The sequence below is a fragment of the Paraburkholderia sp. BR10882 genome, from assembly GCF_040948855.1.
Classification (GTDB): Bacteria; Pseudomonadota; Gammaproteobacteria; order Burkholderiales; family Burkholderiaceae; genus Paraburkholderia; species Paraburkholderia nodosa_A.
Genome location: NZ_JBFPKP010000023.1, coordinates 83,324 through 106,701, shown reverse-complemented (window position 1 = coordinate 106,701; position 23,378 = coordinate 83,324). Strand labels below are relative to the sequence as shown.

Below are 23,378 nucleotides of genomic sequence, written 5' to 3'. Positions count from 1 at the left end.
GCGAAGTTGAAGTGTTTGTGATGATGCAATCTCCCCGCGGCTAGACGGAAAGACCCCATGAACCTTTACTGTAGCTTTGCATTGGACTTTGAACCGGTTTGTGTAGGATAGGTGGGAGGCTGTGAAGTGTGGACGCTAGTCTGCATGGAGCCGTCCTTGAAATACCACCCTGATCTGTTTGAGGTTCTAACCTTGGTCCGTGATCCGGATCGGGGACAGTGCATGGTAGGCAGTTTGACTGGGGCGGTCTCCTCCCAAAGGGTAACGGAGGAGTACGAAGGTACGCTAGGTACGGTCGGAAATCGTGCTGATAGTGCAATGGCATAAGCGTGCTTGACTGTGAGACTCACAAGTCGAACAGGTGCGAAAGCAGGTCATAGTGATCCGGTGGTTCTGTATGGAAGGGCCATCGCTCAACGGATAAAAGGTACTCTGGGGATAACAGGCTGATACCGCCCAAGAGTTCATATCGACGGCGGTGTTTGGCACCTCGATGTCGGCTCATCTCATCCTGGGGCTGTAGCCGGTCCCAAGGGTATGGCTGTTCGCCATTTAAAGAGGTACGTGAGCTGGGTTTAAAACGTCGTGAGACAGTTTGGTCCCTATCTGCCGTGGGCGCTGGAAGTTTGAGGGGGCCTGCTCCTAGTACGAGAGGACCGGAGTGGACGAACCTCTGGTGTACCGGTTGTGACGCCAGTCGCATCGCCGGGTAGCTATGTTCGGAAGAGATAACCGCTGAAAGCATCTAAGCGGGAAACTCGCCTCAAGATGAGACTTCCCCGGGGACTTGATCCCCTTGAAGGGTCGTTCGAGACCAGGACGTTGATAGGTCAGGTGTGGAAGCGCAGTAATGCGTTAAGCTAACTGATACTAATTGCCCGTAAGGCTTGATCCTATAACAGGTGTGTTTTTAAAGACGCACGGTTGAGATCACGTGTCGGTCTACGTTAATGCTTCAGCATTTACGTAGAACCCACACTATGTGTGTTGTGCCTGAAACAACACAACCCCAATTCAGCATCACCCTCTTTACGCTTCTTCCCGATTGGCTGTGGCGCGAACACAAAGCGCGACGCAGCAACCCGTCATGCCTGATGACCATAGCGAGCTGGTCCCACCCCTTCCCATCCCGAACAGGACCGTGAAACAGCTCCACGCCGATGATAGTGCGGATTGCCCGTGTGAAAGTAGGTAATCGTCAGGCTCCTCTACAAGCGAGACCCCGGCCCTAAAAAGCCGGGGTTTTTGCTTTTCCGCTCTCCCTATAAGTGAGAGCGTTGTGGGTTCTGCTCCGAACAAAGTGCTTGACACTTATCGGATGTTCCCCCATAATCATCAGTTCTCTGCGGAGGGGTGCCCGAGTGGCTAAAGGGGGCAGACTGTAAATCTGTTGGCTTACGCCTACGTTGGTTCGAATCCAACCTCCTCCACCAGAATTCAGCTGTAGCAGTTAGTGTTGGGTCGGCAGTAGCCGGCGAACCTCGCGGGTGTAGCTCAATGGTAGAGCAGAAGCCTTCCAAGCTTACGACGAGGGTTCGATTCCCTTCACCCGCTCCAGCGAAGCATTAAAGCGGTTCAGAGCAGTTTTCGCCCATGTGGCTCAGTGGTAGAGCACTCCCTTGGTAAGGGAGAGGTCGGCAGTTCGATCCTGCCCATGGGCACCAGCCGGTATCTAGCGGGCCTCAGAAGCCTCGCATCGAGCAGGCAGCAGCAAGCCAGTGATTGTTTGCGCGCCCCGCGCAACGTACGGAAAAATCCTCTTAGGAGTCGAAAATGGCCAAGGGTAAGTTTGAGCGGACCAAGCCGCACGTGAACGTGGGCACGATCGGTCACGTTGACCACGGCAAGACCACGCTGACGGCAGCGATCACGACGGTTCTAACCGCCAAGTTCGGCGGCGAAGCGAAGGCGTACGACCAGATCGACGCAGCGCCGGAAGAAAAGGCGCGTGGCATTACCATCAACACCGCGCACGTCGAGTACGAAACGGCTAACCGCCACTACGCACACGTCGACTGCCCGGGCCACGCTGACTACGTGAAGAACATGATCACGGGCGCGGCACAGATGGACGGCGCGATCCTGGTGTGCTCGGCCGCTGACGGCCCGATGCCGCAAACGCGTGAGCACATCCTGCTCGCCCGTCAGGTTGGCGTGCCTTACATCATCGTGTTCCTGAACAAGTGCGACATGGTCGACGACGCCGAGCTGCTCGAGCTGGTCGAAATGGAAGTGCGCGAGCTCCTGTCGAAGTACGACTTCCCGGGCGACGACACGCCGATCATCAAGGGTTCGGCCAAGCTGGCGCTGGAAGGCGACAAGGGCGAACTGGGTGAAGTGGCGATCATGAACCTGGCCGACGCGCTGGACACGTACATCCCGACGCCGGAGCGTGCCGTTGACGGCGCGTTCCTGATGCCGGTGGAAGACGTGTTCTCGATCTCGGGTCGCGGCACGGTGGTGACGGGTCGCGTCGAGCGCGGCATCGTCAAGGTCGGCGAGGAAATCGAAATCGTCGGTATCAAGCCGACGGTGAAGACGACCTGCACGGGCGTGGAAATGTTCCGCAAGCTGCTCGACCAGGGTCAGGCAGGCGACAACGTGGGTATCCTGCTGCGCGGCACGAAGCGTGAAGACGTGGAGCGTGGCCAGGTGCTGGCCAAGCCGGGCTCGATCACGCCGCACACGCACTTCACGGCTGAAGTGTACGTGCTGAGCAAGGACGAAGGCGGCCGTCACACGCCGTTCTTCAACAACTACCGTCCGCAGTTCTACTTCCGTACGACGGACGTGACGGGCTCGATCGAGCTGCCGAAGGACAAGGAAATGGTCATGCCGGGCGACAACGTGTCGATCACGGTGAAGCTGATCGCTCCGATCGCGATGGAAGAAGGTCTGCGCTTCGCAATCCGCGAAGGTGGCCGTACCGTCGGCGCCGGCGTGGTTGCAAAGATCATCGAGTAAGTTTTTGCCAGTCTCGTTGATCGACTAAGTGGTTTCGGGGTTGGCGATGCCGTCAACCCCAAAATGGTTTAGGGGTATAGCTCAACTGGCAGAGCGTCGGTCTCCAAAACCGAAGGTTGGGGGTTCGATTCCCTCTGCCCCTGCCAACTTCTCGCGCCTCGGCGCGTTGTTCTTTAAGGTGTTATGGCGAATCCTTCCGTCGAAACTGTTAATACTTCCAGCGACAAGCTGATGCTTGCGGCGGGCGTATTGTTGGTTGTGGCCGGGTTCGTAGGGTTCTACTGGCTCGGTAGCCAGGAGTGGTATGTCCGCGGTGCAGCGCTCGCAGTGGGCGTGATCGCGGGGGTGGTAGTCGGTCTTCTCTCGGCGCCCGGCAAGAGCTTCATCGCGTTTGCCAAAGACTCGTACAAGGAAGTTCGCAAGGTCGTCTGGCCGACTCGCAAAGAGGCCACGCAAACGACCCTGGTGGTCTTCGGTTTTGTGCTGGCCATGGCCATCATTCTGTGGGTTTGCGACAAATCCATCGAGTGGGTGATTTTCTCGGCGATTCTGGGTTGGAAATGATATGAGCGATACACCGGCATCCCCGAGCGGAAAACGTTGGTATGTTGTGCACGCCTACTCCGGCATGGAGAAGAGCGTGCAACGTGCGCTTCAAGAGCGTATCGAACGTGCTGGCATGCAGGACAAGTTTGGCCAGATCCTCGTTCCGACTGAAGAAGTTGTCGAGGTGAAGGGCGGTCACAAATCGGTGACCGAACGTCGTTTCTTCCCGGGCTACGTCCTGGTTGAGATGGAAATGACGGACGAAACGTGGCACCTCGTGAAGAACACGGCAAAGGTGACCGGTTTCGTCGGCGGGGCGCGTAATCGCCCGAGCCCGATTTCGCCGCGCGAAGTCGAAAAGATCATGTCGCAGATGCAGGAAGGCGTTGAGAAGCCGCGCCCCAAGACCCTGTTCGAAGTCGGCGAGATGGTCCGCGTGAAGGAAGGTCCGTTCACGGACTTCAACGGCAGCGTCGAAGAAGTCAACTACGAAAAGTCGCGCGTCCGGGTCTCCGTCACCATTTTCGGTCGCGCCACACCGGTCGAACTCGAATTCGGCCAGGTCGAAAAGCTGTAAATCGAATACTACGGATCGCGCCTCGAGTGCGATCCGTTTTTCCGCGCTTACGGTCCGCGTTATGGCCGTAGAGGAGCGCCAGTAGTCCAGTCGGCTGTAGATGTCGCCAAAGCAGTTGGCACAGCGAAGATTGTGGTGAACGCGCGCTACCACTCACCAGAACGCTCACGCGTTCCAAAGAGGTTTTCAACATGGCAAAGAAAATCATCGGCTTTATCAAGCTGCAGATTCCTGCAGGTAAAGCCAATCCGTCGCCGCCGGTCGGCCCGGCACTGGGTCAGCGCGGCCTGAACATCATGGAGTTCTGCAAGGCGTTCAACGCGCAGACTCAAGCCATGGAACCGGGTCTGCCGGTTCCGGTCGTGATCACGGCATTCGCGGACAAGAGCTTCACGTTCATCCTGAAGACGCCGCCGGCTACGGTTCTGATCAAGAAGGCAGCGAAGGTCGACAAGGGTTCGGCCAAGCCGCACACCGACAAGGTCGCTACGATCACCCGCGCGCAAGCCGAGGAAATCGCCAAGACCAAGATGCCGGACCTCACGGCAGCCGATATGGACGCAGCGGTCCGCACGATCGCTGGCAGCGCCCGCTCGATGGGCATTATCGTGGAGGGCGTGTAAATGGCTAAGGTTTCGAAGCGTCAAAAGGCACTGGCTGCCAAGATCGACCGCCAAAAACAGTACCCGATCGGCGATGCACTGTCGCTCGTGAAGGAATGCGCCACGGCGAAGTTCGACGAGTCGATCGACGTTGCAGTGCAGCTCGGCATCGATGCGAAGAAGTCGGACCAGGTCGTTCGCGGCTCGGTCGTTCTGCCCGCTGGTACCGGCAAGTCGGTCCGCGTCGCAGTGTTCGCGCAAGGTGAAAAGGCTGAACAAGCCAAGGCAGCAGGCGCAGAGATCGTCGGTATGGAAGACCTCGCCGAGCAGATCAAGGGCGGCAACCTGAACTTCGACATCGTGATCGCTTCGCCGGACACGATGCGCGTCGTCGGTACGCTCGGTCAGATCCTTGGCCCGCGCGGCCTCATGCCGAACCCGAAGGTCGGCACCGTGACGCCGGACGTGGCGACCGCGGTCAAGAACGCGAAGGCTGGTCAGGTGCAATTCCGTGTCGACAAGGCCGGTATCATCCATGCCACGATCGGCCGTGCATCGTTCGAGCCGACCGCGCTGCGCACCAACCTGGACGCGCTCCTCGACGCGCTGACCAAGGCGAAGCCGGCAACGAGCAAGGGCGTGTACCTGCGCAAGATCGCTGTCTCGAGCACGATGGGCGTTGGCGTTCGCGTCGACCAGACGTCGCTCGCAGCGTAATGGTTTTGCCGCGCTGAGGCCCGAGAGGGCGGCAGCGCGGATTTAAAGGGCTTTGGGCGGTTGTGCAGCGGCAGTAAGCGCGGTGCAACCGGTTGTCAAAGACCGTTGGCGGAAGTGCAGCAGTTGGGTGCTTCCTTAATGCAAAGCCAACGCAGATGGCGAACCCGAAAAGGTTTTGAAGTGCTGATGTGAGCGGATGCAGGCGGTAACGCCTGACGATGCAAACTGATTTACTCCGGACTGGTCGGTCGCCGTTGTTGAACGCGGCACATGATGCGAAAGCGAAGTGTGTCGAATCTGGAGGTTAACCGTGCCACTGAACAAAGAAGGTAAGCAGGCCGTCGTGGCTGAAGTCTCCGCGCAAGTCGCGAAGGCTCAGACCATGGTGCTGGCCGAGTATCGTGGAATCGCGGTTGGCGATCTGACCAAGCTGCGCGCGAAAGCGCGTGAGCAGCAGGTGTACCTCCGCGTGTTGAAGAACACGCTGGCGCGTCGCGCTGTCGAAGGTACCCCGTTTGCTCCGCTGGCAGAGCAGATGACTGGCCCCCTGATCTACGGCATCTCGGAAGATGCAATTGCTGCTGCGAAGGTCGTCAATGACTTCGCGAAGGGCAATGACAAGTTGGTCATCAAGGCTGGTTCCTACGAAGGCAAGGTGATGGACGTGGCAGGCGTGCAAGCGCTGGCCAACATCCCGAGCCGCGAAGAACTGCTCTCGAAGCTGCTGTTCGTTATGCAAGCTCCTGTTTCCGGCTTCGCGCGTGCTCTGGCCGCGCTGGCGGAGAAGAAGCAAGCAGAAGCTGCCTGATTTCAGGCAGACGAACGAGCAAGAGCAAGCGAGAAAGATCGCTAGCTGTTTCCGAATTCAAATCTGGAGTAATTTCAAATGGCAATCGCAAAAGAAGACATCCTCGAAGCCGTTGGCTCGATGTCGGTTCTTGAACTGAACGAACTGGTCAAGGCGTTCGAAGAGAAGTTTGGCGTGTCGGCAGCTGCTGTGGCAGTCGCTGGCCCGGCAGGCGGCGGCGCTGCTGCTGCTGCTGAAGAGCAGACCGAATTCACGGTCAACCTGCTCGAAGCCGGCGCAAACAAGGTTTCGGTCATTAAGGCCGTTCGCGAACTGACGGGTCTCGGCCTGAAGGAAGCGAAGGACCTGGTCGACGGTGCACCGAAGCCCGTGAAGGAAGCGGTGCCCAAGGCTGCTGCTGAAGAAGCGAAGAAGAAGCTGGAAGAAGCCGGCGCGAAGGCTGAAATCAAGTAAGTTTCAGCGCGCTGTGCGAAGGCTGGCGGTTTTTACACCGCCGGCCTTTTTGTGCTTTGTGGGTTCTGCGTTTTTGTGTTCGATTTTTTAGAAGTCGGAGGCGGGATGCGGGACCCAGAAGCCAAAGAAAAACGTCTTTCGCCGGGTGAGTGCCTCAAGGGCACGATCCTTGCGCACGACGCTTCTCTTTGTCTTCTGAAGCGACTGCAGAAGGCAAGTTTGGTCGGGCAGCGGGCACGTTATGACAAGCCGAAATCCGTTGCCGTCAGCCAGCGGTTGGTAGAGGCCAACCACCAAGCTTCCAGGGCTCGCGAAGCCATCGGGTCTCAGTCGGTGAACACTCGGGTCGTCCTACCCGCCGTGATTCGGAGATCGTATGCACTATTCCTTCACCGAGAAGAAGCGTATTCGCAAGAGTTTCGCGAAACGCCCCATCGTTCACCAGGTTCCTTTCCTGCTGGCTACCCAGCTTGAATCATTCAGCACATTCCTGCAAGCAGAAACGGCGACCGCACAACGCAAACCGGAAGGTCTGCAGGCAGCGTTTTCGTCCGTTTTTCCTATTGTTTCCCATAACGGCTTTGCTCGTCTAGAGTTCGTCAGCTACATGCTGTCGTCGCCGGCATTCAACATCAAGGAATGCCAGCAACGCGGCTTGACGTACTGCTCGGCGCTGCGCGCCAAGGTCCGTCTCGTCCTGCTCGACAAGGAATCGCCGAGCAAGCCGGTCGTGAAGGAAGTGAAGGAGCAGGAAGTGTACATGGGCGAAATTCCGCTCATGACGCCGACTGGTTCGTTCGTCATCAACGGCACCGAGCGTGTCATCGTCTCGCAGCTGCATCGCTCGCCTGGCGTGTTCTTCGAACACGACAAGGGCAAGACGCACAGCTCGGGCAAGCTGCTCTTCTCGGCCCGTATCATTCCTTACCGCGGTTCGTGGCTCGACTTCGAGTTCGACCCGAAGGACGTGCTGTACTTCCGCGTCGACCGTCGCCGCAAGATGCCGGTCACGATCCTGCTGAAGGCCATCGGCCTCACGCCGGAACAGATCCTCGCGAACTTCTTCGTGTTCGACAACTTCACGCTGATGCCGGAAGGCGCGCAGATGGAGTTCGTGCCGGAGCGTCTGCGCGGTGAAGTCGCGCGCTTCGACATCAGCGATCGCGAAGGCAAGGTCATTGTCCAGAAGGACAAGCGGATCAACGCGAAGCACATTCGCGATCTCGAAAGCGCGAAGACGACGTACATTTCGGTCCCCGAAGATTATCTGCTCGGCCGCGTTCTCGCGAAGAACGTCGTCGACGGCGACACGGGCGAAGTGATCGCGAACGCGAACGACGAGATCACCGAAAGCGTGCTCGAGAAGCTGCGCGAAGCGAAGATCAAGGACATCCAGACGCTCTACACGAACGATCTGGACCAGGGTCCGTACATCTCGTCGACGCTGCGTATCGACGAAACCGCCGACAAGATGGCCGCGCGCATCGCGATCTACCGCATGATGCGTCCGGGCGAGCCGCCGACCGAAGAAGCGGTCGAGGCGCTGTTCAACCGCCTGTTCTACAGCGAAGAAGCGTACGACCTCTCGAAGGTGGGTCGTATGAAGTTCAACCGCCGCGTCGGCCGTGACGAAATCGTCGGCCCGATGACGCTGCAGGACGACGACATCCTCGCGACCATCAAGATCCTCGTCGAGCTGCGCAACGGCAAGGGCGAAGTGGACGACATCGACCACCTCGGCAACCGTCGCGTGCGTTGCGTGGGCGAACTCGCGGAAAACCAGTTCCGCGCGGGTCTCGTGCGCGTCGAGCGTGCAGTGAAGGAACGCCTCGGCCAGGCCGAAAGCGAAAACCTGATGCCGCACGACCTGATCAACTCGAAGCCGATTTCGTCGGCGATTCGCGAGTTCTTCGGTTCGTCGCAGCTGTCGCAGTTCATGGACCAGACCAACCCGCTCTCGGAAATCACGCACAAGCGTCGTGTTTCCGCACTGGGCCCGGGCGGTCTGACGCGTGAGCGCGCAGGCTTCGAAGTCCGCGACGTGCACCCGACCCACTACGGCCGCGTGTGTCCGATCGAGACGCCGGAAGGTCCGAACATTGGTCTGATCAACTCGCTCGCACTGTACGCGCACCTGAACGAATACGGCTTCCTCGAAACGCCGTATCGCAAGGTTGCAGACGGCAAGGTGACCGACCAGATCGACTACCTGTCGGCGATCGAAGAAGGCCGTTACGTGATCGCTCAGGCGAACGCGGCAGTGGCGGAAGACGGCACGCTGACCGACGAACTGGTTTCGTCGCGTGAAGCGGGCGAAACGCTGATGGTCACGCCGGACCGCATCCAGTACATGGACGTGGCGCCGTCGCAGATCGTCTCGGTTGCAGCCTCGCTGATTCCGTTCCTCGAGCACGACGACGCGAACCGTGCACTGATGGGCTCGAACATGCAGCGTCAGGCCGTGCCTTGCCTGCGTCCGGAAAAGCCGGTCGTCGGTACGGGTATCGAGCGCACGGTTGCGGTCGACTCGGGTACGACGGTTCAGGCGCTGCGTGGCGGCGTGGTCGACTACGTCGACGCAGGCCGTATCGTGATTCGTGTGAACGACGACGAAGCGGTTGCTGGTGAAGTGGGTGTGGACATCTACAACCTCATCAAGTACACGCGTTCGAACCAGAACACGAACATCAACCAGCGTCCGATCGTGAAGATGGGCGACAAGGTTGCGCGCGGCGACGTGCTGGCTGACGGCGCATCGACCGATCTGGGCGAGCTCGCGCTCGGCCAGAACATGCTGATCGCGTTCATGCCGTGGAACGGCTACAACTTCGAAGACTCGATCCTGATCTCGGAGAAGGTGGTTGCGGACGACCGTTACACGTCGATCCACATCGAAGAACTGAATGTCGTTGCACGCGACACGAAGCTCGGGCCGGAAGAAATCACGCGCGACATTTCGAACCTCGCGGAAGTGCAGCTTGGCCGTCTCGACGAGTCGGGCATCGTGTACATCGGCGCGGAAGTCGAAGCGGGCGACGTGCTCGTGGGCAAGGTCACGCCGAAGGGCGAAACCCAGCTCACGCCGGAAGAAAAGCTGCTGCGCGCGATCTTCGGCGAGAAGGCTTCGGACGTGAAGGATACGTCGCTGCGCGTGCCCTCGGGCATGAGCGGTACGGTCATCGACGTGCAGGTGTTCACGCGTGAAGGCATCCAGCGCGACAAGCGCGCACAACAGATCATCGACGATGAACTGAAGCGCTATCGCCTCGACCTGAACGACCAGCTGCGCATCGTGGAAGGCGACGCGTTCCAGCGTCTCGCACGCATGCTCGAAGGCAAGGTCGCGAACGGCGGTCCGAAGAAGCTCGCGAAGGGCACGAAGATCGAGCGCGCGTACCTCGAAGATCTGGATCACTACCACTGGTTCGACATCCGCCTCGCGGACGAAGAAGCAGCGGCGCAGCTCGAAGCGATCAAGAACTCGATCGAAGAGAAGCGTCACCAGTTCGATCTGGCCTTCGAAGAGAAGCGCAAGAAGCTCACGCAAGGCGACGAACTGCCGCCGGGCGTGCTGAAGATGGTCAAGGTGTACCTCGCGGTGAAGCGCCGTCTGCAGCCTGGCGACAAGATGGCAGGCCGTCACGGTAACAAGGGTGTGGTGTCGAAGATCGTTCCGATCGAAGACATGCCGTACATGGCCGATGGCCGTCCGGCAGACGTCGTGCTGAACCCGCTCGGCGTGCCGTCACGGATGAACGTGGGTCAGGTTCTCGAAGTGCACCTGGGCTGGGCCGCGAAGGGTCTGGGCTGGCGTATCGGCGAGATGCTTGCGCGTCAGACGAAGGTTGCAGAGCTGCGTGAATTCCTCACGAAGATCTACAACGAATCGGGCCACAAGGAAGACCTCGACAGCTTCAGCGACGACGAGATCCTCGAACTCGCGAAGAACCTGCGCGAAGGCGTGCCGTTCGCAACGCCGGTGTTCGACGGTGCGACCGAAGAGGAAATGGGCAAGATGCTCGATCTGGCATTCCCGGACGACGTCGCCCAGAACCTCGGCATGACGCCGTCGAAGAACCAGGTGCGTCTGTACGACGGCCGCACGGGCGAGATGTTCGAACGTACGGTCACCGTGGGCTACATGCACTACCTGAAGCTGCATCACCTTGTCGACGACAAGATGCACGCGCGTTCGACGGGTCCGTACTCGCTCGTTACGCAGCAGCCGCTGGGTGGTAAGGCGCAATTCGGTGGTCAGCGCTTCGGTGAAATGGAAGTGTGGGCGCTCGAAGCGTATGGCGCTTCGTATGTGCTGCAGGAAATGTTGACGGTGAAGTCCGATGACGTGACGGGCCGGACGAAGGTGTACGAAAACCTCGTCAAGGGCGACCACGTGATCGACGCGGGCATGCCGGAATCCTTCAATGTGCTGGTGAAGGAAATCCGCTCGCTCGGCATCGACATCGACCTCGACCGCAACTAATCGGACTACGGAGAGAAGGCAATGAAAGCTCTGCTCGATCTATTCAAGCAAGTCCAACAAGAAGAAGTTTTTGACGCGATCAAGATCGGTCTGGCCTCGCCGGACAAGATCCGCTCGTGGTCGTTCGGCGAAGTGAAGAAGCCGGAGACGATCAACTACCGTACCTTCAAGCCGGAACGGGATGGTCTGTTCTGCGCGAAGATCTTCGGGCCGATCAAGGACTACGAGTGCCTGTGCGGCAAGTACAAGCGCCTGAAGCACCGTGGCGTGATCTGCGAGAAGTGCGGCGTTGAAGTCACGCTGGCGAAGGTGCGTCGCGAACGCATGGGCCACATCGAGCTGGCCTCGCCGGTCGCGCACATCTGGTTCCTGAAGTCGCTGCCGTCGCGTCTGGGCATGGTGCTCGACATGACGCTGCGCGACATCGAGCGCGTGCTGTACTTCGAGGCATACGTGGTGATCGAACCGGGCATGACGCCGCTGAAGGCGCGTCAGATCATGACCGAAGAGGATTACTACAACAAGGTCGAGGAATACGGCGACGAATTCCGTGCCGAAATGGGCGCGGAAGGCGTGCGTGAACTCCTGCGCGCGATCAACATCGACGAGCAGGTCGAAACGCTGCGCACCGAGCTGAAGAACACCGGCTCGGAAGCGAAGATCAAGAAGTACGCGAAGCGCCTGAAGGTGCTCGAGGCCTTCCAGCGTTCGGGCATCAAGCCCGAATGGATGGTGCTCGAAGTGCTGCCGGTGCTGCCGCCCGAACTGCGTCCGCTGGTGCCGCTGGACGGTGGCCGTTTCGCGACTTCGGACCTGAACGACCTGTATCGCCGCGTGATCAACCGTAACAACCGTCTGAAGCGTCTGCTCGAGCTCAAGGCGCCGGAGATCATCGTCCGCAACGAAAAGCGGATGCTCCAGGAAGCGGTTGACTCGCTGCTCGACAACGGTCGTCGCGGCAAGGCGATGACGGGCGCGAACAAGCGTCCGCTGAAGTCGCTCGCCGACATGATCAAGGGTAAGGGCGGCCGCTTCCGTCAGAACCTGCTGGGCAAGCGCGTGGACTACTCGGGCCGTTCGGTCATTGTGGTGGGTCCGACGCTCAAGCTGCACCAGTGCGGTCTGCCGAAGCTGATGGCGCTCGAACTCTTCAAGCCGTTCATCTTCAACAAGCTGGAAACGATGGGCGTTGCCACGACCATCAAGGCTGCGAAGAAGGAAGTCGAGAACCAGACGCCGGTGGTGTGGGACATCCTCGAAGAGGTGATCCGCGAGCACCCGGTGATGCTCAACCGTGCGCCGACGCTGCACCGTCTTGGCATTCAGGCTTTCGAGCCGGTGCTGATCGAAGGTAAGGCAATCCAGCTGCACCCGCTCGTTTGCGCGGCGTTCAACGCCGACTTCGACGGTGACCAGATGGCCGTTCACGTTCCGCTGTCGCTCGAAGCGCAGATGGAAGCGCGTACGCTCATGCTCGCGTCGAACAACGTCCTGTTCCCGGCCAACGGCGATCCGTCGATCGTGCCGTCGCAGGATATCGTGCTGGGCCTGTACTACGCCACGCGTGAAGCGATCAACGGCAAGGGCGAAGGCATGACGTTCACGGGCGTGTCGGAAGTGCTCCGCGCGTACGAGAACAAGGAAGTCGAGCTGGCCTCGCGCGTGAACGTGCGTATTACCGAAATGGTCCACAACGAGGACAAGTCGGAAGGCGCACCGGCATTCGTGCCGAAGATCTCGCTGTACGCAACGACCGTTGGCCGCTCGATCCTGTCGGAAATTCTGCCGCCGGGTCTGCCGTTCTCGGTGCTGAACAAGCCGCTGAAGAAGAAGGAAATTTCGCGTCTGATCAACACCGCGTTCCGCAAGTGCGGTCTGCGCGAAACGGTGATCTTCGCTGACCAGCTGATGCAGTCGGGCTTCCGCCTGGCAACGCGCGCCGGTATTTCGATCTGCGTGGACGACATGCTCGTCCCGCCGCAGAAGGAAACCATCGTCGGCGAAGCCGCGAAGAAGGTGAAGGAGTACGACCGTCAGTACATGTCGGGTCTCGTCACCGCGCAGGAACGCTACAACAACGTGGTCGACATCTGGTCGAACACGTCGGAAGCGGTCGGCAAGGCGATGATGGAGCAGCTCGCGACGGAACCGGTCATCGACCGCGACGGCAAGGAAACGCGTCAGGAATCGTTCAACTCGATCTACATGATGGCCGACTCGGGCGCGCGGGGTTCCGCAACGCAGATTCGCCAGCTCGCGGGTATGCGCGGCCTGATGGCGAAGCCGGACGGCTCGATTATCGAAACGCCGATTACCGCGAACTTCCGCGAAGGTCTGAACGTGTTGCAGTACTTCATCTCGACCCACGGTGCACGTAAGGGTCTGGCTGATACGGCACTGAAGACCGCGAACTCGGGTTACCTGACGCGTCGTCTCGTCGACGTGACCCAGGATCTCGTGGTCGTCGAGGACGATTGCGGCACGTCGAACGGCGTGGCGATGAAGGCCCTCGTGGAAGGCGGTGAAGTCGTCGAAGCGCTGCGCGACCGCATTCTCGGCCGTGTTGCGGTGGCGGACGTCGTCAATCCGGAAACGCAGGAAACGATCTACGCTTCGGGCGACCTGCTCGACGAAGACGCGGTCGAAACGATCGAAAGCCTCGGCATCGACGAAGTGCGCGTGCGCACGCCGCTCACCTGCGAAACGCGTTATGGCCTGTGCGCAGCCTGCTATGGCCGCGACCTCGGCCGCGGCTCGCGCGTGAACGTCGGCGAAGCCGTCGGCGTGATCGCGGCACAGTCGATCGGCGAACCGGGCACGCAGCTCACGATGCGTACGTTCCACATCGGTGGTGCGGCGTCGCGTGCGGCAGTGGCCTCGTCGGTGGAAGCCAAGTCGAACGGTACCGTGCGCTTCACGGCGACGATGCGTTACGTCACGAATGCGAAGGGCGAGCAAGTCGTCATCTCGCGTTCGGGCGAAGCCATCATCGCCGACGATCACGGCCGCGAGCGCGAGCGTCACAAGGTGCCGTACGGCGCGACGCTGCTGCAGCTCGATGGCGCAGCGATCAAGGCCGGCACGCAGCTCGCAACGTGGGATCCGCTCACGCGTCCGATCATCACCGAGTACGGCGGTACGGTGAAGTTCGAGAACGTCGAGGAAGGCGTGACCGTGGCCAAGCAGATCGACGACGTCACGGGTCTGTCGACCCTCGTCGTGATCGACGTGAAGCGCCGCGGTTCGCAGGCGGCGAAGAGCGTGCGTCCGCAGGTCAAGCTGCTCGACGCGAACGGCGACGAAGTGAAGATCCCGGGCACGGAGCATTCGGTGCAGATCGGCTTCCAGGTCGGCGCACTGATCACCGTGAAGGACGGTCAGCAGGTGCAGGTCGGTGAAGTGCTCGCACGTATCCCGACCGAAGCCCAGAAGACGCGTGACATTACCGGTGGTCTGCCGCGTGTGGCGGAACTGTTCGAAGCACGTTCGCCGAAGGACGCAGGTATCCTGGCGGAAGTCACGGGTACGACGTCGTTCGGTAAGGACACGAAGGGCAAGCAGCGTCTCGTTATTACGGACCTCGAAGGCAATCAGCACGAGTTCCTGATCGCGAAGGAAAAGCAGGTGCTGGTCCACGACGGTCAGGTCGTCAACAAGGGCGAAATGATCGTGGACGGCCCGGCCGATCCGCACGATATCCTGCGTCTGCAGGGTATCGAAGCGCTGTCGCGTTACATCGTGGACGAAGTGCAGGACGTGTACCGTCTGCAGGGCGTGAAGATCAACGACAAGCACATCGAAGTGATCGTGCGTCAGATGCTGCGTCGTGTGCAGATCACCGACAACGGTGATACGCGCTTCATCCCGGGCGAGCAGGTCGAGCGTTCGGACATGCTGGACGAAAACGACAAGATGAACGCCGAGGACAAGCGCCCGGCAACGTACGAGAACGTGCTGCTCGGTATTACGAAGGCATCGCTCTCGACCGATTCGTTCATCTCGGCGGCATCGTTCCAGGAAACGACCCGCGTGCTGACCGAAGCGGCGATCATGGGCAAGCGCGACGATCTGCGTGGCCTGAAGGAAAACGTGATCGTCGGTCGTCTGATTCCGGCTGGTACGGGTCTCGCCTTCCACAAGGCGCGCCGTGCGAAGGAATCGTCGGATCGCGAGCGTTTCGACCAGATCGCAGCGGAAGAAGCGTTCGAGTTCGGTACGCCGGAAACCCCGGCCGCCGAGCCGCAGCCGCAACAGCCGCATACGACGGACGAGTAAGCGCGGGGCGGCGCAAGCCGCCTTTCGCTGCGGGCTCCCATGCCCTCGCAAAAGCCGCCTGGTTTTCACCGGGCGGCTTTTTTATTGGCGCGCGCGTTTCTCGCTTACGCCTGCGGCCTCGTGCCGCAGTGCCGGCCCGCTCGCTGCGCACATCGGTGAGGCGTGCTAACGTAGCGCGCCAAGTCCGCCTGTGTGGGTCTTTTCGTACGACACTGGCGGCGTTTATCTGAATCTGGAGGCGGTAATCATGTGGGTGGTCGGGGGCGGTCTCATCCTGAATCTGGTGGCATGTGTCGCCAGCTTTTCGCAGCTGCTGCATCACGTCAGCAATCAGTCCGCGGCGAACTTCTTCGCGACCTTCCTCGTGATGTGGGCCTTCCTGATCATCGGTTTCATCATGCTGCTGGCGGGCAGGGTCAAGGGCGGCGCCGCGCTGCTCACGATCGGCTCACTCATGTTCGTCGGCGCCAACGTCGTGCTCTTCGGGGCGAGCGCATTCACGATCGCCGCCGCGGTCGTGGCCGTCGTGACGATCGTCGGTGCGTTTCGGATCGCGCGCCGGCGCCTCGCTGCCTGACGAGCCCGCTTCATCCTGGTTGTTCGCGTTCGCAATCTGCGCGCGATTTCCGCGGTTTCTCCTGGCCGAATGGCCAATCTTCACGGTAGCGGCGGTCAAGGCGCGTCCGGGTTGGTAAAATCCGGCCCACCGCCTTTGCTCCGCACGCTCACCGCCTTCATGTCCCGTTCCCTCGAAATCCTCAACGAAGTCTTCGGCTATCCCGCGTTTAGAGGGCAGCAAGCCGAAATCGTCGAGCACGTCGCAGGGGGCGGCGATTCGCTGGTGCTCATGCCGACCGGCGGCGGCAAATCGCTCTGCTATCAGATTCCCGCACTCGTGCGGCACGAAGCCGGGCTCGGTGCCGGCATCGTCGTGTCGCCGCTCATCGCACTCATGCAGGACCAGGTGGCCGCACTCACGGAAGTGGGCGTGCGCGCCGCGTATCTCAACTCGACGCTGAGCGGCGCCGAAGCGGCGGCGACCGAGCGGGCGCTGCGCGAGGGCGATCTCGACCTGCTTTACGTCGCGCCCGAGCGCCTCATGACGTCGCGCTTCCTCGACCTGCTCGAGCGCACGCGCATCGGCCTCTTTGCCATCGACGAAGCGCACTGCGTCTCGCAATGGGGCCACGACTTCCGGCCCGAATACATCCAGCTCTCGGTGCTGCACGAGCGCTTTCCGAACGTGCCGCGCATCGCGCTCACGGCAACCGCGGACGCCATCACGCGCGACGAGATCGCGCACCGTCTCGCGCTCGACGACGCCCGTGTGTTCGTTTCAAGCTTCGACCGGCCGAATATCCGCTACCGCATCGTCGAGAAGGACAACGCGCGCTCGCAGCTGCTCGACTTCATCCGCGCGGAGCATACGCGCGCCGACGGCACCACGGATGCCGGCGTCGTGTATTGCCTCTCGCGCCGCAAGGTCGAGGAAACGGCCGAGTGGCTGAAGGGGCAGGGCTTGCGCGCGCTGCCGTACCACGCCGGCATGGAATTCGAGGTACGCCAGAAGCACCAGGAGCTGTTCCAGCGCGAAGAAGGCGTGGTGATGTGCGCCACCATCGCATTCGGCATGGGCATCGACAAGCCGGACGTGCGTTTCGTCGCGCATCTGGATTTGCCCAAGAGCGTGGAAGGCTACTACCAGGAAACCGGCCGCGCGGGGCGCGACGGGCTGGCGGCCAACGCATGGATGGCCTACGGTCTGGGCGACGTGGTGCAGCAGCGCAAGATGATCGACGAGTCCGAAGCCGACGAGCAGCACAAGCGCGTGCAGACGGGCAAGCTCGACGCACTGCTCGGCCTGTGCGAAGCGGCCACATGCCGGCGCGTGCGCCTGCTCGCGTACTTTGGCGAAGAGAGCAAGCCGTGCGGCAACTGCGATACCTGTCTCGAGCCGCCCGCCACGTGGGACGCCACGCGTGAGGCGCAAATGGCGCTTTCGTGTGTGTTCCGCGCGCAGCGCGCGAGCGGCTTCAATTTCGGCGCCGGCCACCTGATCGACATCCTGCGCGGCAACCGCAACGAGAAGATCCTGCAGCGCGGGCACGAGAAAATCTCTACCTTCGGCATCGGCTCCGCGCTTTCCGAGCCGGAATGGCGCGCGATCTTCCGGCAACTGGTGGCATTCGGCTATCTCACCGTCGACCACGACGGCTACGGCTCGCTCGTGCTCACCGAGGCGAGCAAGGCGGTGCTCAAGGGCGAGCAGAATGTCACGATGCGTCGTTACGTGAAACCCACGCGTACGCGGACTTCGTCAAGCCGCACCAGCGAGCGGGCCGATCCGACCCTTGGCATGAGCCCGCGTCAGCGCTCGCGCTGGGAGCGCCTGCGCCTGTGGCGCACCGAAACCGCGAAGAGCGAGGGCGTGCCGGCCTACGTCATCTTCCACGACGCTACGCTGGCGGAAATCGCGCGCAACGGCCCGGAGTCGGTGGACGAATTGCGTGACATCCCCGGCATCGGCGCGCGCAAGCTCGAGCGCTTCGGCGAGGAACTCGTCGAGGTCGTCGGCGACGAATAAGGCGCGCTGTTCCCGCACCGGGTATTCCGGACGCCGCCGGATTGTCACGGCGCTGTCGCTTCCTCCGTCGTCCGAAATGTCGCAAGCCATTGACTCGCTTGGTCTTTTCGGAATATCATGCTGGGTTCCGGTCTTTGGGATGTCTGTGCTCGTCGATCGATTTGACGAAAACTAACGTCAAATACCCAGTCCGGAGTTCGATACGTATGGTTTTCCGCTTTGCCCGGAAATAAATGCGTCGATTTTGTTCAATTTCAGGAATAAACAATGCCAACCATCAATCAACTGGTTCGCAAAGGCCGCGCTTCGGAAGCTACGAAGAGCAAGTCGCCGGCCCTGCAGGACTGCCCGCAGCGTCGCGGCGTGTGCACCCGTGTGTACACGACGACGCCGAAGAAGCCGAACTCGGCACTCCGTAAGGTCGCCAAGGTGCGCCTGACGAACGGCTTCGAAGTCATTTCGTACATCGGTGGTGAAGGCCACAACCTGCAGGAACACTCGGTCGTGCTGATCCGCGGCGGCCGTGTGAAGGACTTGCCGGGTGTGCGTTACCACATGGTTCGTGGCTCGCTGGATACCCAGGGCGTCAAGGATCGTAAGCAGGCTCGTTCGAAGTACGGCGCAAAGCGCGCGAAGGCTGCGAAGTAAGAGTCAGGTGTCGTCGTGCTCGCAAGAGTGCCGGCGATAAAAGCGACAGGTGCCGGATTGGCCGGTGCTGTCGAGTAAGTGGTCACCCGACCAGGCTGGTAAGTCGTAATGGATGAATCGGGTTAGTTGGTGGCCGCGGAGCGCAAGGTGTGAACCCGCGCTTCAACTGAAAAGTTAAAGGAAGAAACATGCCGCGTCGTCGCGAAGTCCCCAAGCGGGAAGTGTTGCCGGATCCGAAGTTCGGCAACGTTGATGTAGCCAAGTTCATGAACGTGCTGATGCTCTCCGGCAAGAAGTCGGTTGCCGAGCGTATCGTGTACGGCGCTTTCGAACAGATCCAGACCAAGGGTGGCAAGGACCCGCTGGAAGTGTTCACTGTCGCGCTCAACAACGTGAAGCCGGTGGTGGAAGTGAAGAGCCGCCGCGTTGGTGGTGCGAACTATCAGGTTCCGGTCGAAGTGCGCCCCTCGCGTCGTATGGCATTGGCGATGCGTTGGCTGCGTGAAGCCGCGAAGAAGCGCAGCGAGAAGTCGATGGCCCTGCGTCTGGCAGGTGAACTCTCCGAAGCGGCCGAAGGCCGTGGCGGCGCGATGAAGAAGCGCGACGAAGTTCACCGGATGGCAGAAGCGAACAAGGCGTTCTCGCACTTCCGCTTCTAAGAGAAAGCCCCTACCGGGGTTTGCTCAAAAAACGGAAAAAATTCCGGGCGGGTGCGCTTATCGAGCGCCTCGCCCGTTTGTGTTCAGGCGCGTTGGGATCAACCCGGTCGGGATCGATCCGGCGCGCACCTCCCGATAGAGGATCAAAGTGGCTCGCAAGACTCCTATCGAGCGCTACCGTAACATCGGTATTAGCGCTCACATCGACGCCGGCAAGACGACGACGACCGAGCGCATTCTGTTTTACACCGGCGTGAACCACAAGATTGGTGAAGTTCACGACGGCGCCGCGACCATGGACTGGATGGAGCAGGAACAGGAGCGTGGCATCACGATCACGTCCGCTGCTACGACCGCGTTCTGGAAGGGCATGGGCGGCAACTACCCCGAGCACCGCATCAACATCATCGACACCCCGGGCCACGTCGACTTCACGATTGAAGTCGAGCGCTCGATGCGCGTGCTCGACGGCGCGTGCATGGTCTACTGCGCAGTGGGCGGCGTGCAGCCGCAGTCGGAAACGGTGTGGCGTCAGGCGAACAAGTACAAGGTTCCCCGTCTCGCGTTCGTCAACAAGATGGACCGTACCGGCGCGAACTTCTTCAAGGTCTACGACCAGCTGAAGAACCGCCTGAAGGCAAACCCGGTTCCGGTCGTGGTGCCGATCGGCGCTGAAGAAAACTTCAAGGGCGTCGTCGACCTCCTGAAGATGAAGGCGATCATTTGGGACGAGGCCTCGCAAGGCACGAAGTTCGACTACGTCGACATCCCGGCCGAACTCGTTGATACGTGCAACGAGTGGCGCGAAAAGATGATCGAGTCGGCTGCTGAAGCCAGCGAAGAGCTGATGGAAAAGTACCTCGGCGGCGAAGAGCTGACCGAAGCGGAAATCGTCAAGGCGATCCGCGACCGGACCATCGCTTGCGAAATCCAGCCGATGCTGTGCGGCACCGCGTTCAAGAACAAGGGCGTGCAGCGTATGCTCGACGCCGTGATCGACTTCCTGCCGTCGCCGGTGGACATTCCCCCGGTCACGGGCGAACTCGAAAACGGCGAGAAGGCAGAGCGCCGCGCATCCGACGACGAGAAGTTCTCGGCACTCGCGTTCAAGATCATGACCGACCCGTTCGTCGGCCAGCTGATCTTCTTCCGCGCGTACTCGGGCGTCGTCAACTCGGGTGACACCGTGCTGAACTCGACCAAGGGCAAGAAGGAACGCCTCGGCCGTATTCTGCAGATGCACGCGAACAACCGCGAAGAAATCAAGGAAGTTCGTGCAGGCGACATCGCTGCAGCCGTTGGCCTGAAGGAAGCAACCACGGGCGACACGCTGTGCGACCCGGCGAACCCGATCATCCTGGAGCGCATGGTGTTCCCGGAGCCGGTGATTTCGCAGGCCGTCGAGCCGAAGACCAAGGCTGACCAGGAAAAGATGGGCCTCGCCCTGAACCGCCTGGCGCAGGAAGACCCGTCGTTCCGCGTCCAGACGGACGAGGAATCGGGCCAGACCATCATTTCGGGTATGGGCGAGCTCCACCTCGAAATTCTGGTCGATCGCATGAAGCGCGAATTCAACGTGGAAGCGACCGTCGGCAAGCCGCAGGTTGCATACCGCGAAACGATCCGCGCTACGGCGAAGGACGTCGAAGGCAAGTTCGTCAAGCAGTCGGGCGGTCGCGGCCAGTTCGGTCACGCTGTCATCACGCTTGAGCCGAACGAGCAGGGCAAGGGCTACGAGTTCCTGGACGAGATCAAGGGCGGTGTGATTCCGCGCGAATTCATCCCGGCGGTGGACAAGGGTATCCAGGAAACGCTGAAGGCTGGCGTGCTGGCGGGCTTCCCGGTCGTCGACGTGAAGGTTCACCTGACGTTCGGTTCGTACCACGACGTTGACTCGAACGAAAACGCGTTCCGCATGGCCGGCTCGATGGCCTTCAAGGAAGCAATGCGCAAGGCAAGCCCGGTCATCCTCGAACCGATGATGGCTGTGGAAGTCGAAACGCCGGAAGACTACATGGGCAACGTGATGGGCGACCTGTCGAGCCGTCGCGGTATCGTCCAGGGCATGGAAGACATGGTTGGCGGCGGCAAGATCGTTCGCGCCGAAGTGCCGCTGTCGGAAATGTTCGGCTATTCGACGTCGCTGCGCTCGCTGTCGCAAGGCCGCGCAACGTACACGATGGAATTCAAGCACTACGCAGAAGCACCGCGTAACGTGGCCGACGCGATCATCAGCGCGAAGGCGAAGTAAGCATCGGCATTCAGTTGACCATGCGGCGAACCAGGCATGGGTCTGGTTCGCATCGCTCAGTCACCGATTCACCACTTTTTTGAAAGAAGAGAAACATGGCAAAAGGTAAATTCGAACGGACCAAGCCGCACGTGAACGTGGGCACGATCGGTCACGTTGACCACGGCAAGACCACGCTGACGGCAGCGATCACGACGGTTCTGACCGCCAAGTTCGGCGGCGAAGCGAAGGCGTACGACCAGATCGACGCAGCGCCGGAAGAAAAGGCGCGTGGCATTACCATCAACACCGCGCACGTCGAGTACGAAACGGCTAACCGCCACTACGCACACGTCGACTGCCCGGGCCACGCTGACTACGTGAAGAACATGATCACGGGCGCGGCACAGATGGACGGCGCGATCCTGGTGTGCTCGGCCGCTGACGGCCCGATGCCGCAAACGCGTGAGCACATCCTGCTCGCCCGTCAGGTTGGCGTGCCTTACATCATCGTGTTCCTGAACAAGTGCGACATGGTCGACGACGCCGAGCTGCTCGAGCTGGTCGAAATGGAAGTGCGCGAGCTCCTGTCGAAGTACGACTTCCCGGGTGACGACACGCCGATCATCAAGGGTTCGGCCAAGCTGGCGCTGGAAGGCGACAAGGGCGAACTGGGTGAAGTGGCGATCATGAACCTGGCCGACGCGCTGGACACGTACATCCCGACGCCGGAGCGTGCCGTTGACGGCGCGTTCCTGATGCCGGTGGAAGACGTGTTCTCGATCTCGGGTCGCGGCACGGTGGTGACGGGTCGCGTCGAGCGCGGCATCGTCAAGGTCGGCGAGGAAATCGAAATCGTCGGTATCAAGCCGACGGTGAAGACGACCTGCACGGGCGTGGAAATGTTCCGCAAGCTGCTCGACCAGGGTCAGGCAGGCGACAACGTGGGTATCCTGCTGCGCGGCACGAAGCGTGAAGACGTGGAGCGCGGCCAGGTGCTGGCCAAGCCGGGTTCGATCACGCCGCACACGCACTTCACGGCTGAAGTGTACGTGCTGAGCAAGGACGAAGGCGGCCGTCACACGCCGTTCTTCAACAACTACCGTCCGCAGTTCTACTTCCGTACGACGGACGTGACGGGCTCGATCGAGCTGCCGAAGGACAAGGAAATGGTCATGCCGGGCGACAACGTGTCGATCACGGTGAAGCTGATCGCTCCGATCGCGATGGAAGAAGGTCTGCGCTTCGCAATCCGCGAAGGTGGCCGTACCGTCGGCGCCGGCGTGGTTGCAAAGATCATCGAGTAAATCGGGTAGAATACCCGGCTTGCTGTAGAAGTTGATGTACCCAGGGACCACCTCGCGGCGCCTTGCCGCGGGGTGGTCCTGCGCTCTTTATATCGTCTGGCGGCGCAAGTCCGCCTCGCTCTTTTCAAGGAATCATCATGCAGAACCAAAAAATCCGTATCCGCCTGAAGGCTTTCGACTACCGCCTGATCGACCAGTCGGCTGCTGAAATCGTCGACACGGCGAAGCGTACGGGTGCAATCGTTCGTGGCCCGGTGCCGCTGCCCACGCGTATCCAGCGTTTCGACATCCTGCGTTCGCCGCACGTCAACAAGACGTCGCGCGATCAGCTCGAAATCCGCACGCACCTGCGCCTGATGGACATCGTCGACCCGACGGACAAGACCGTTGACGCGCTGATGAAGCTGGACCTCCCGGCTGGCGTGGACGTCGAAATCAAGCTGCAGTAAGAGCCTCCAGCGCCGCCAGAATCTTCGGGTGGCGCTAAGTCTTTGATTGCTTGCGGAAAACGAAAAAGGACGTTAT

General features: G+C 60.7%; 16 protein-coding genes, 4 tRNA genes and 2 rRNA genes. All 22 read left to right on the top strand.

The window, feature by feature from the left end; all coding sequences use genetic code 11:
• Positions 1-895, top strand: a 23S ribosomal RNA gene (locus tag AB3X99_RS35500); the annotation flags it as partial.
• A gap of 195 nt (positions 896-1,090) precedes the next feature.
• Positions 1,091-1,204, top strand: a 5S ribosomal RNA gene (gene rrf, locus AB3X99_RS35495).
• 143 nt (positions 1,205-1,347) lie between these two features.
• Positions 1,348-1,433 (top strand) — tRNA-Tyr (locus AB3X99_RS35490).
• 50 nt (positions 1,434-1,483) lie between these two features.
• A tRNA-Gly gene (locus tag AB3X99_RS35485) sits at positions 1,484-1,557 on the top strand.
• Positions 1,558-1,589: 32 nt separating this feature from the next.
• Positions 1,590-1,664: transfer RNA gene (locus tag AB3X99_RS35480), tRNA-Thr, on the top strand.
• Positions 1,665-1,773: 109 nt separating this feature from the next.
• Positions 1,774-2,964, top strand: coding sequence for an elongation factor Tu (tuf, locus tag AB3X99_RS35475; protein WP_028371383.1), 1,191 nt, complete (start codon positions 1,774-1,776; stop codon positions 2,962-2,964).
• A gap of 70 nt (positions 2,965-3,034) precedes the next feature.
• Positions 3,035-3,110 (top strand) — tRNA-Trp (locus AB3X99_RS35470).
• 37 nt (positions 3,111-3,147) lie between these two features.
• Complete coding sequence (gene secE, locus AB3X99_RS35465) at positions 3,148-3,528, top strand: preprotein translocase subunit SecE (protein ID WP_028208940.1); 381 nt, start codon at positions 3,148-3,150, stop codon at positions 3,526-3,528.
• A gap of 1 nt (position 3,529) precedes the next feature.
• Entirely contained in the window at positions 3,530-4,087 is a 558-nt protein-coding gene (gene nusG, locus AB3X99_RS35460) for a transcription termination/antitermination protein NusG (protein WP_028208939.1), read from the top strand.
• 191 nt (positions 4,088-4,278) lie between these two features.
• Positions 4,279-4,710 (top strand): 50S ribosomal protein L11, encoded by a 432-nt coding sequence (rplK, locus tag AB3X99_RS35455; protein WP_069269337.1) that lies wholly within the window; start codon positions 4,279-4,281, stop codon positions 4,708-4,710.
• Positions 4,711-5,406 carry a 50S ribosomal protein L1 gene (gene rplA / locus AB3X99_RS35450; RefSeq protein WP_069269336.1) on the top strand — a complete coding sequence of 232 codons (696 nt, stop codon included), beginning with the start codon at positions 4,711-4,713 and terminating at the stop codon, positions 5,404-5,406.
• A 310-nt stretch (positions 5,407-5,716) separates the two neighbouring features.
• The gene (gene rplJ, locus AB3X99_RS35445; protein WP_069269335.1) at positions 5,717-6,214 is read left to right on the top strand and encodes a 50S ribosomal protein L10; all 498 of its coding nucleotides are present in this window, start codon (positions 5,717-5,719) and stop codon (positions 6,212-6,214) included.
• 78 nt (positions 6,215-6,292) lie between these two features.
• Positions 6,293-6,667 carry a 50S ribosomal protein L7/L12 gene (gene rplL, locus AB3X99_RS35440; protein ID WP_027821097.1) on the top strand — a complete coding sequence of 125 codons (375 nt, stop codon included), beginning with the start codon at positions 6,293-6,295 and terminating at the stop codon, positions 6,665-6,667.
• A 376-nt stretch (positions 6,668-7,043) separates the two neighbouring features.
• Positions 7,044-11,150: a DNA-directed RNA polymerase subunit beta gene (gene rpoB / locus AB3X99_RS35435; protein ID WP_069269333.1), complete on the top strand. Its 4,107-nt coding sequence runs from the start codon at positions 7,044-7,046 to the stop codon at positions 11,148-11,150.
• 21 nt (positions 11,151-11,171) lie between these two features.
• Positions 11,172-15,425, top strand: coding sequence for a DNA-directed RNA polymerase subunit beta' (rpoC, locus tag AB3X99_RS35430; protein ID WP_069269332.1), 4,254 nt, complete (start codon positions 11,172-11,174; stop codon positions 15,423-15,425).
• 247 nt (positions 15,426-15,672) lie between these two features.
• Complete coding sequence (locus AB3X99_RS35425; RefSeq protein WP_368619609.1) at positions 15,673-16,002, top strand: hypothetical protein; 330 nt, start codon at positions 15,673-15,675, stop codon at positions 16,000-16,002.
• Positions 16,003-16,161: 159 nt separating this feature from the next.
• Positions 16,162-18,009 carry a DNA helicase RecQ gene (recQ, locus tag AB3X99_RS35420; RefSeq protein WP_342949804.1) on the top strand — a complete coding sequence of 616 codons (1,848 nt, stop codon included), beginning with the start codon at positions 16,162-16,164 and terminating at the stop codon, positions 18,007-18,009.
• Between the two features lie 267 nt (positions 18,010-18,276).
• Complete coding sequence (gene rpsL, locus AB3X99_RS35415) at positions 18,277-18,657, top strand: 30S ribosomal protein S12 (protein ID WP_027797953.1); 381 nt, start codon at positions 18,277-18,279, stop codon at positions 18,655-18,657.
• A 188-nt stretch (positions 18,658-18,845) separates the two neighbouring features.
• Positions 18,846-19,316 (top strand): 30S ribosomal protein S7, encoded by a 471-nt coding sequence (gene rpsG, locus AB3X99_RS35410; RefSeq protein ID WP_006053291.1) that lies wholly within the window; start codon positions 18,846-18,848, stop codon positions 19,314-19,316.
• Positions 19,317-19,464: 148 nt separating this feature from the next.
• Positions 19,465-21,567, top strand: a complete 2,103-nt coding sequence (gene fusA, locus AB3X99_RS35405) for an elongation factor G (RefSeq protein ID WP_069269330.1) — start codon at positions 19,465-19,467, stop codon at positions 21,565-21,567.
• 95 nt (positions 21,568-21,662) lie between these two features.
• Positions 21,663-22,853 carry an elongation factor Tu gene (tuf, locus tag AB3X99_RS35400; protein WP_028371383.1) on the top strand — a complete coding sequence of 397 codons (1,191 nt, stop codon included), beginning with the start codon at positions 21,663-21,665 and terminating at the stop codon, positions 22,851-22,853.
• A gap of 137 nt (positions 22,854-22,990) precedes the next feature.
• The gene (rpsJ, locus tag AB3X99_RS35395) at positions 22,991-23,302 is read left to right on the top strand and encodes a 30S ribosomal protein S10 (RefSeq protein ID WP_017777154.1); all 312 of its coding nucleotides are present in this window, start codon (positions 22,991-22,993) and stop codon (positions 23,300-23,302) included.
• Positions 23,303-23,378: the final 76 nt, after the last annotated feature.

Coding starts and splice junctions, on each gene's coding strand:
- tuf (WP_028371383.1), top strand. CDS start 1,774: ATGGCCAAGGGTAAGTTTGAGCGGACCAAGCCGCACGTGAACGTGGGC.
- secE (WP_028208940.1), top strand. CDS start 3,148: ATGGCGAATCCTTCCGTCGAAACTGTTAATACTTCCAGCGACAAGCTG.
- nusG (WP_028208939.1), top strand. CDS start 3,530: ATGAGCGATACACCGGCATCCCCGAGCGGAAAACGTTGGTATGTTGTG.
- rplK (WP_069269337.1), top strand. CDS start 4,279: ATGGCAAAGAAAATCATCGGCTTTATCAAGCTGCAGATTCCTGCAGGT.
- rplA (WP_069269336.1), top strand. CDS start 4,711: ATGGCTAAGGTTTCGAAGCGTCAAAAGGCACTGGCTGCCAAGATCGAC.
- rplL (WP_027821097.1), top strand. CDS start 6,293: ATGGCAATCGCAAAAGAAGACATCCTCGAAGCCGTTGGCTCGATGTCG.
- rpoB (WP_069269333.1), top strand. CDS start 7,044: ATGCACTATTCCTTCACCGAGAAGAAGCGTATTCGCAAGAGTTTCGCG.
- rpoC (WP_069269332.1), top strand. CDS start 11,172: ATGAAAGCTCTGCTCGATCTATTCAAGCAAGTCCAACAAGAAGAAGTT.
- AB3X99_RS35425 (WP_368619609.1), top strand. CDS start 15,673: ATGTGGGTGGTCGGGGGCGGTCTCATCCTGAATCTGGTGGCATGTGTC.
- recQ (WP_342949804.1), top strand. CDS start 16,162: ATGTCCCGTTCCCTCGAAATCCTCAACGAAGTCTTCGGCTATCCCGCG.
- rpsL (WP_027797953.1), top strand. CDS start 18,277: ATGCCAACCATCAATCAACTGGTTCGCAAAGGCCGCGCTTCGGAAGCT.
- rpsG (WP_006053291.1), top strand. CDS start 18,846: ATGCCGCGTCGTCGCGAAGTCCCCAAGCGGGAAGTGTTGCCGGATCCG.
- tuf (WP_028371383.1), top strand. CDS start 21,663: ATGGCAAAAGGTAAATTCGAACGGACCAAGCCGCACGTGAACGTGGGC.
- rpsJ (WP_017777154.1), top strand. CDS start 22,991: ATGCAGAACCAAAAAATCCGTATCCGCCTGAAGGCTTTCGACTACCGC.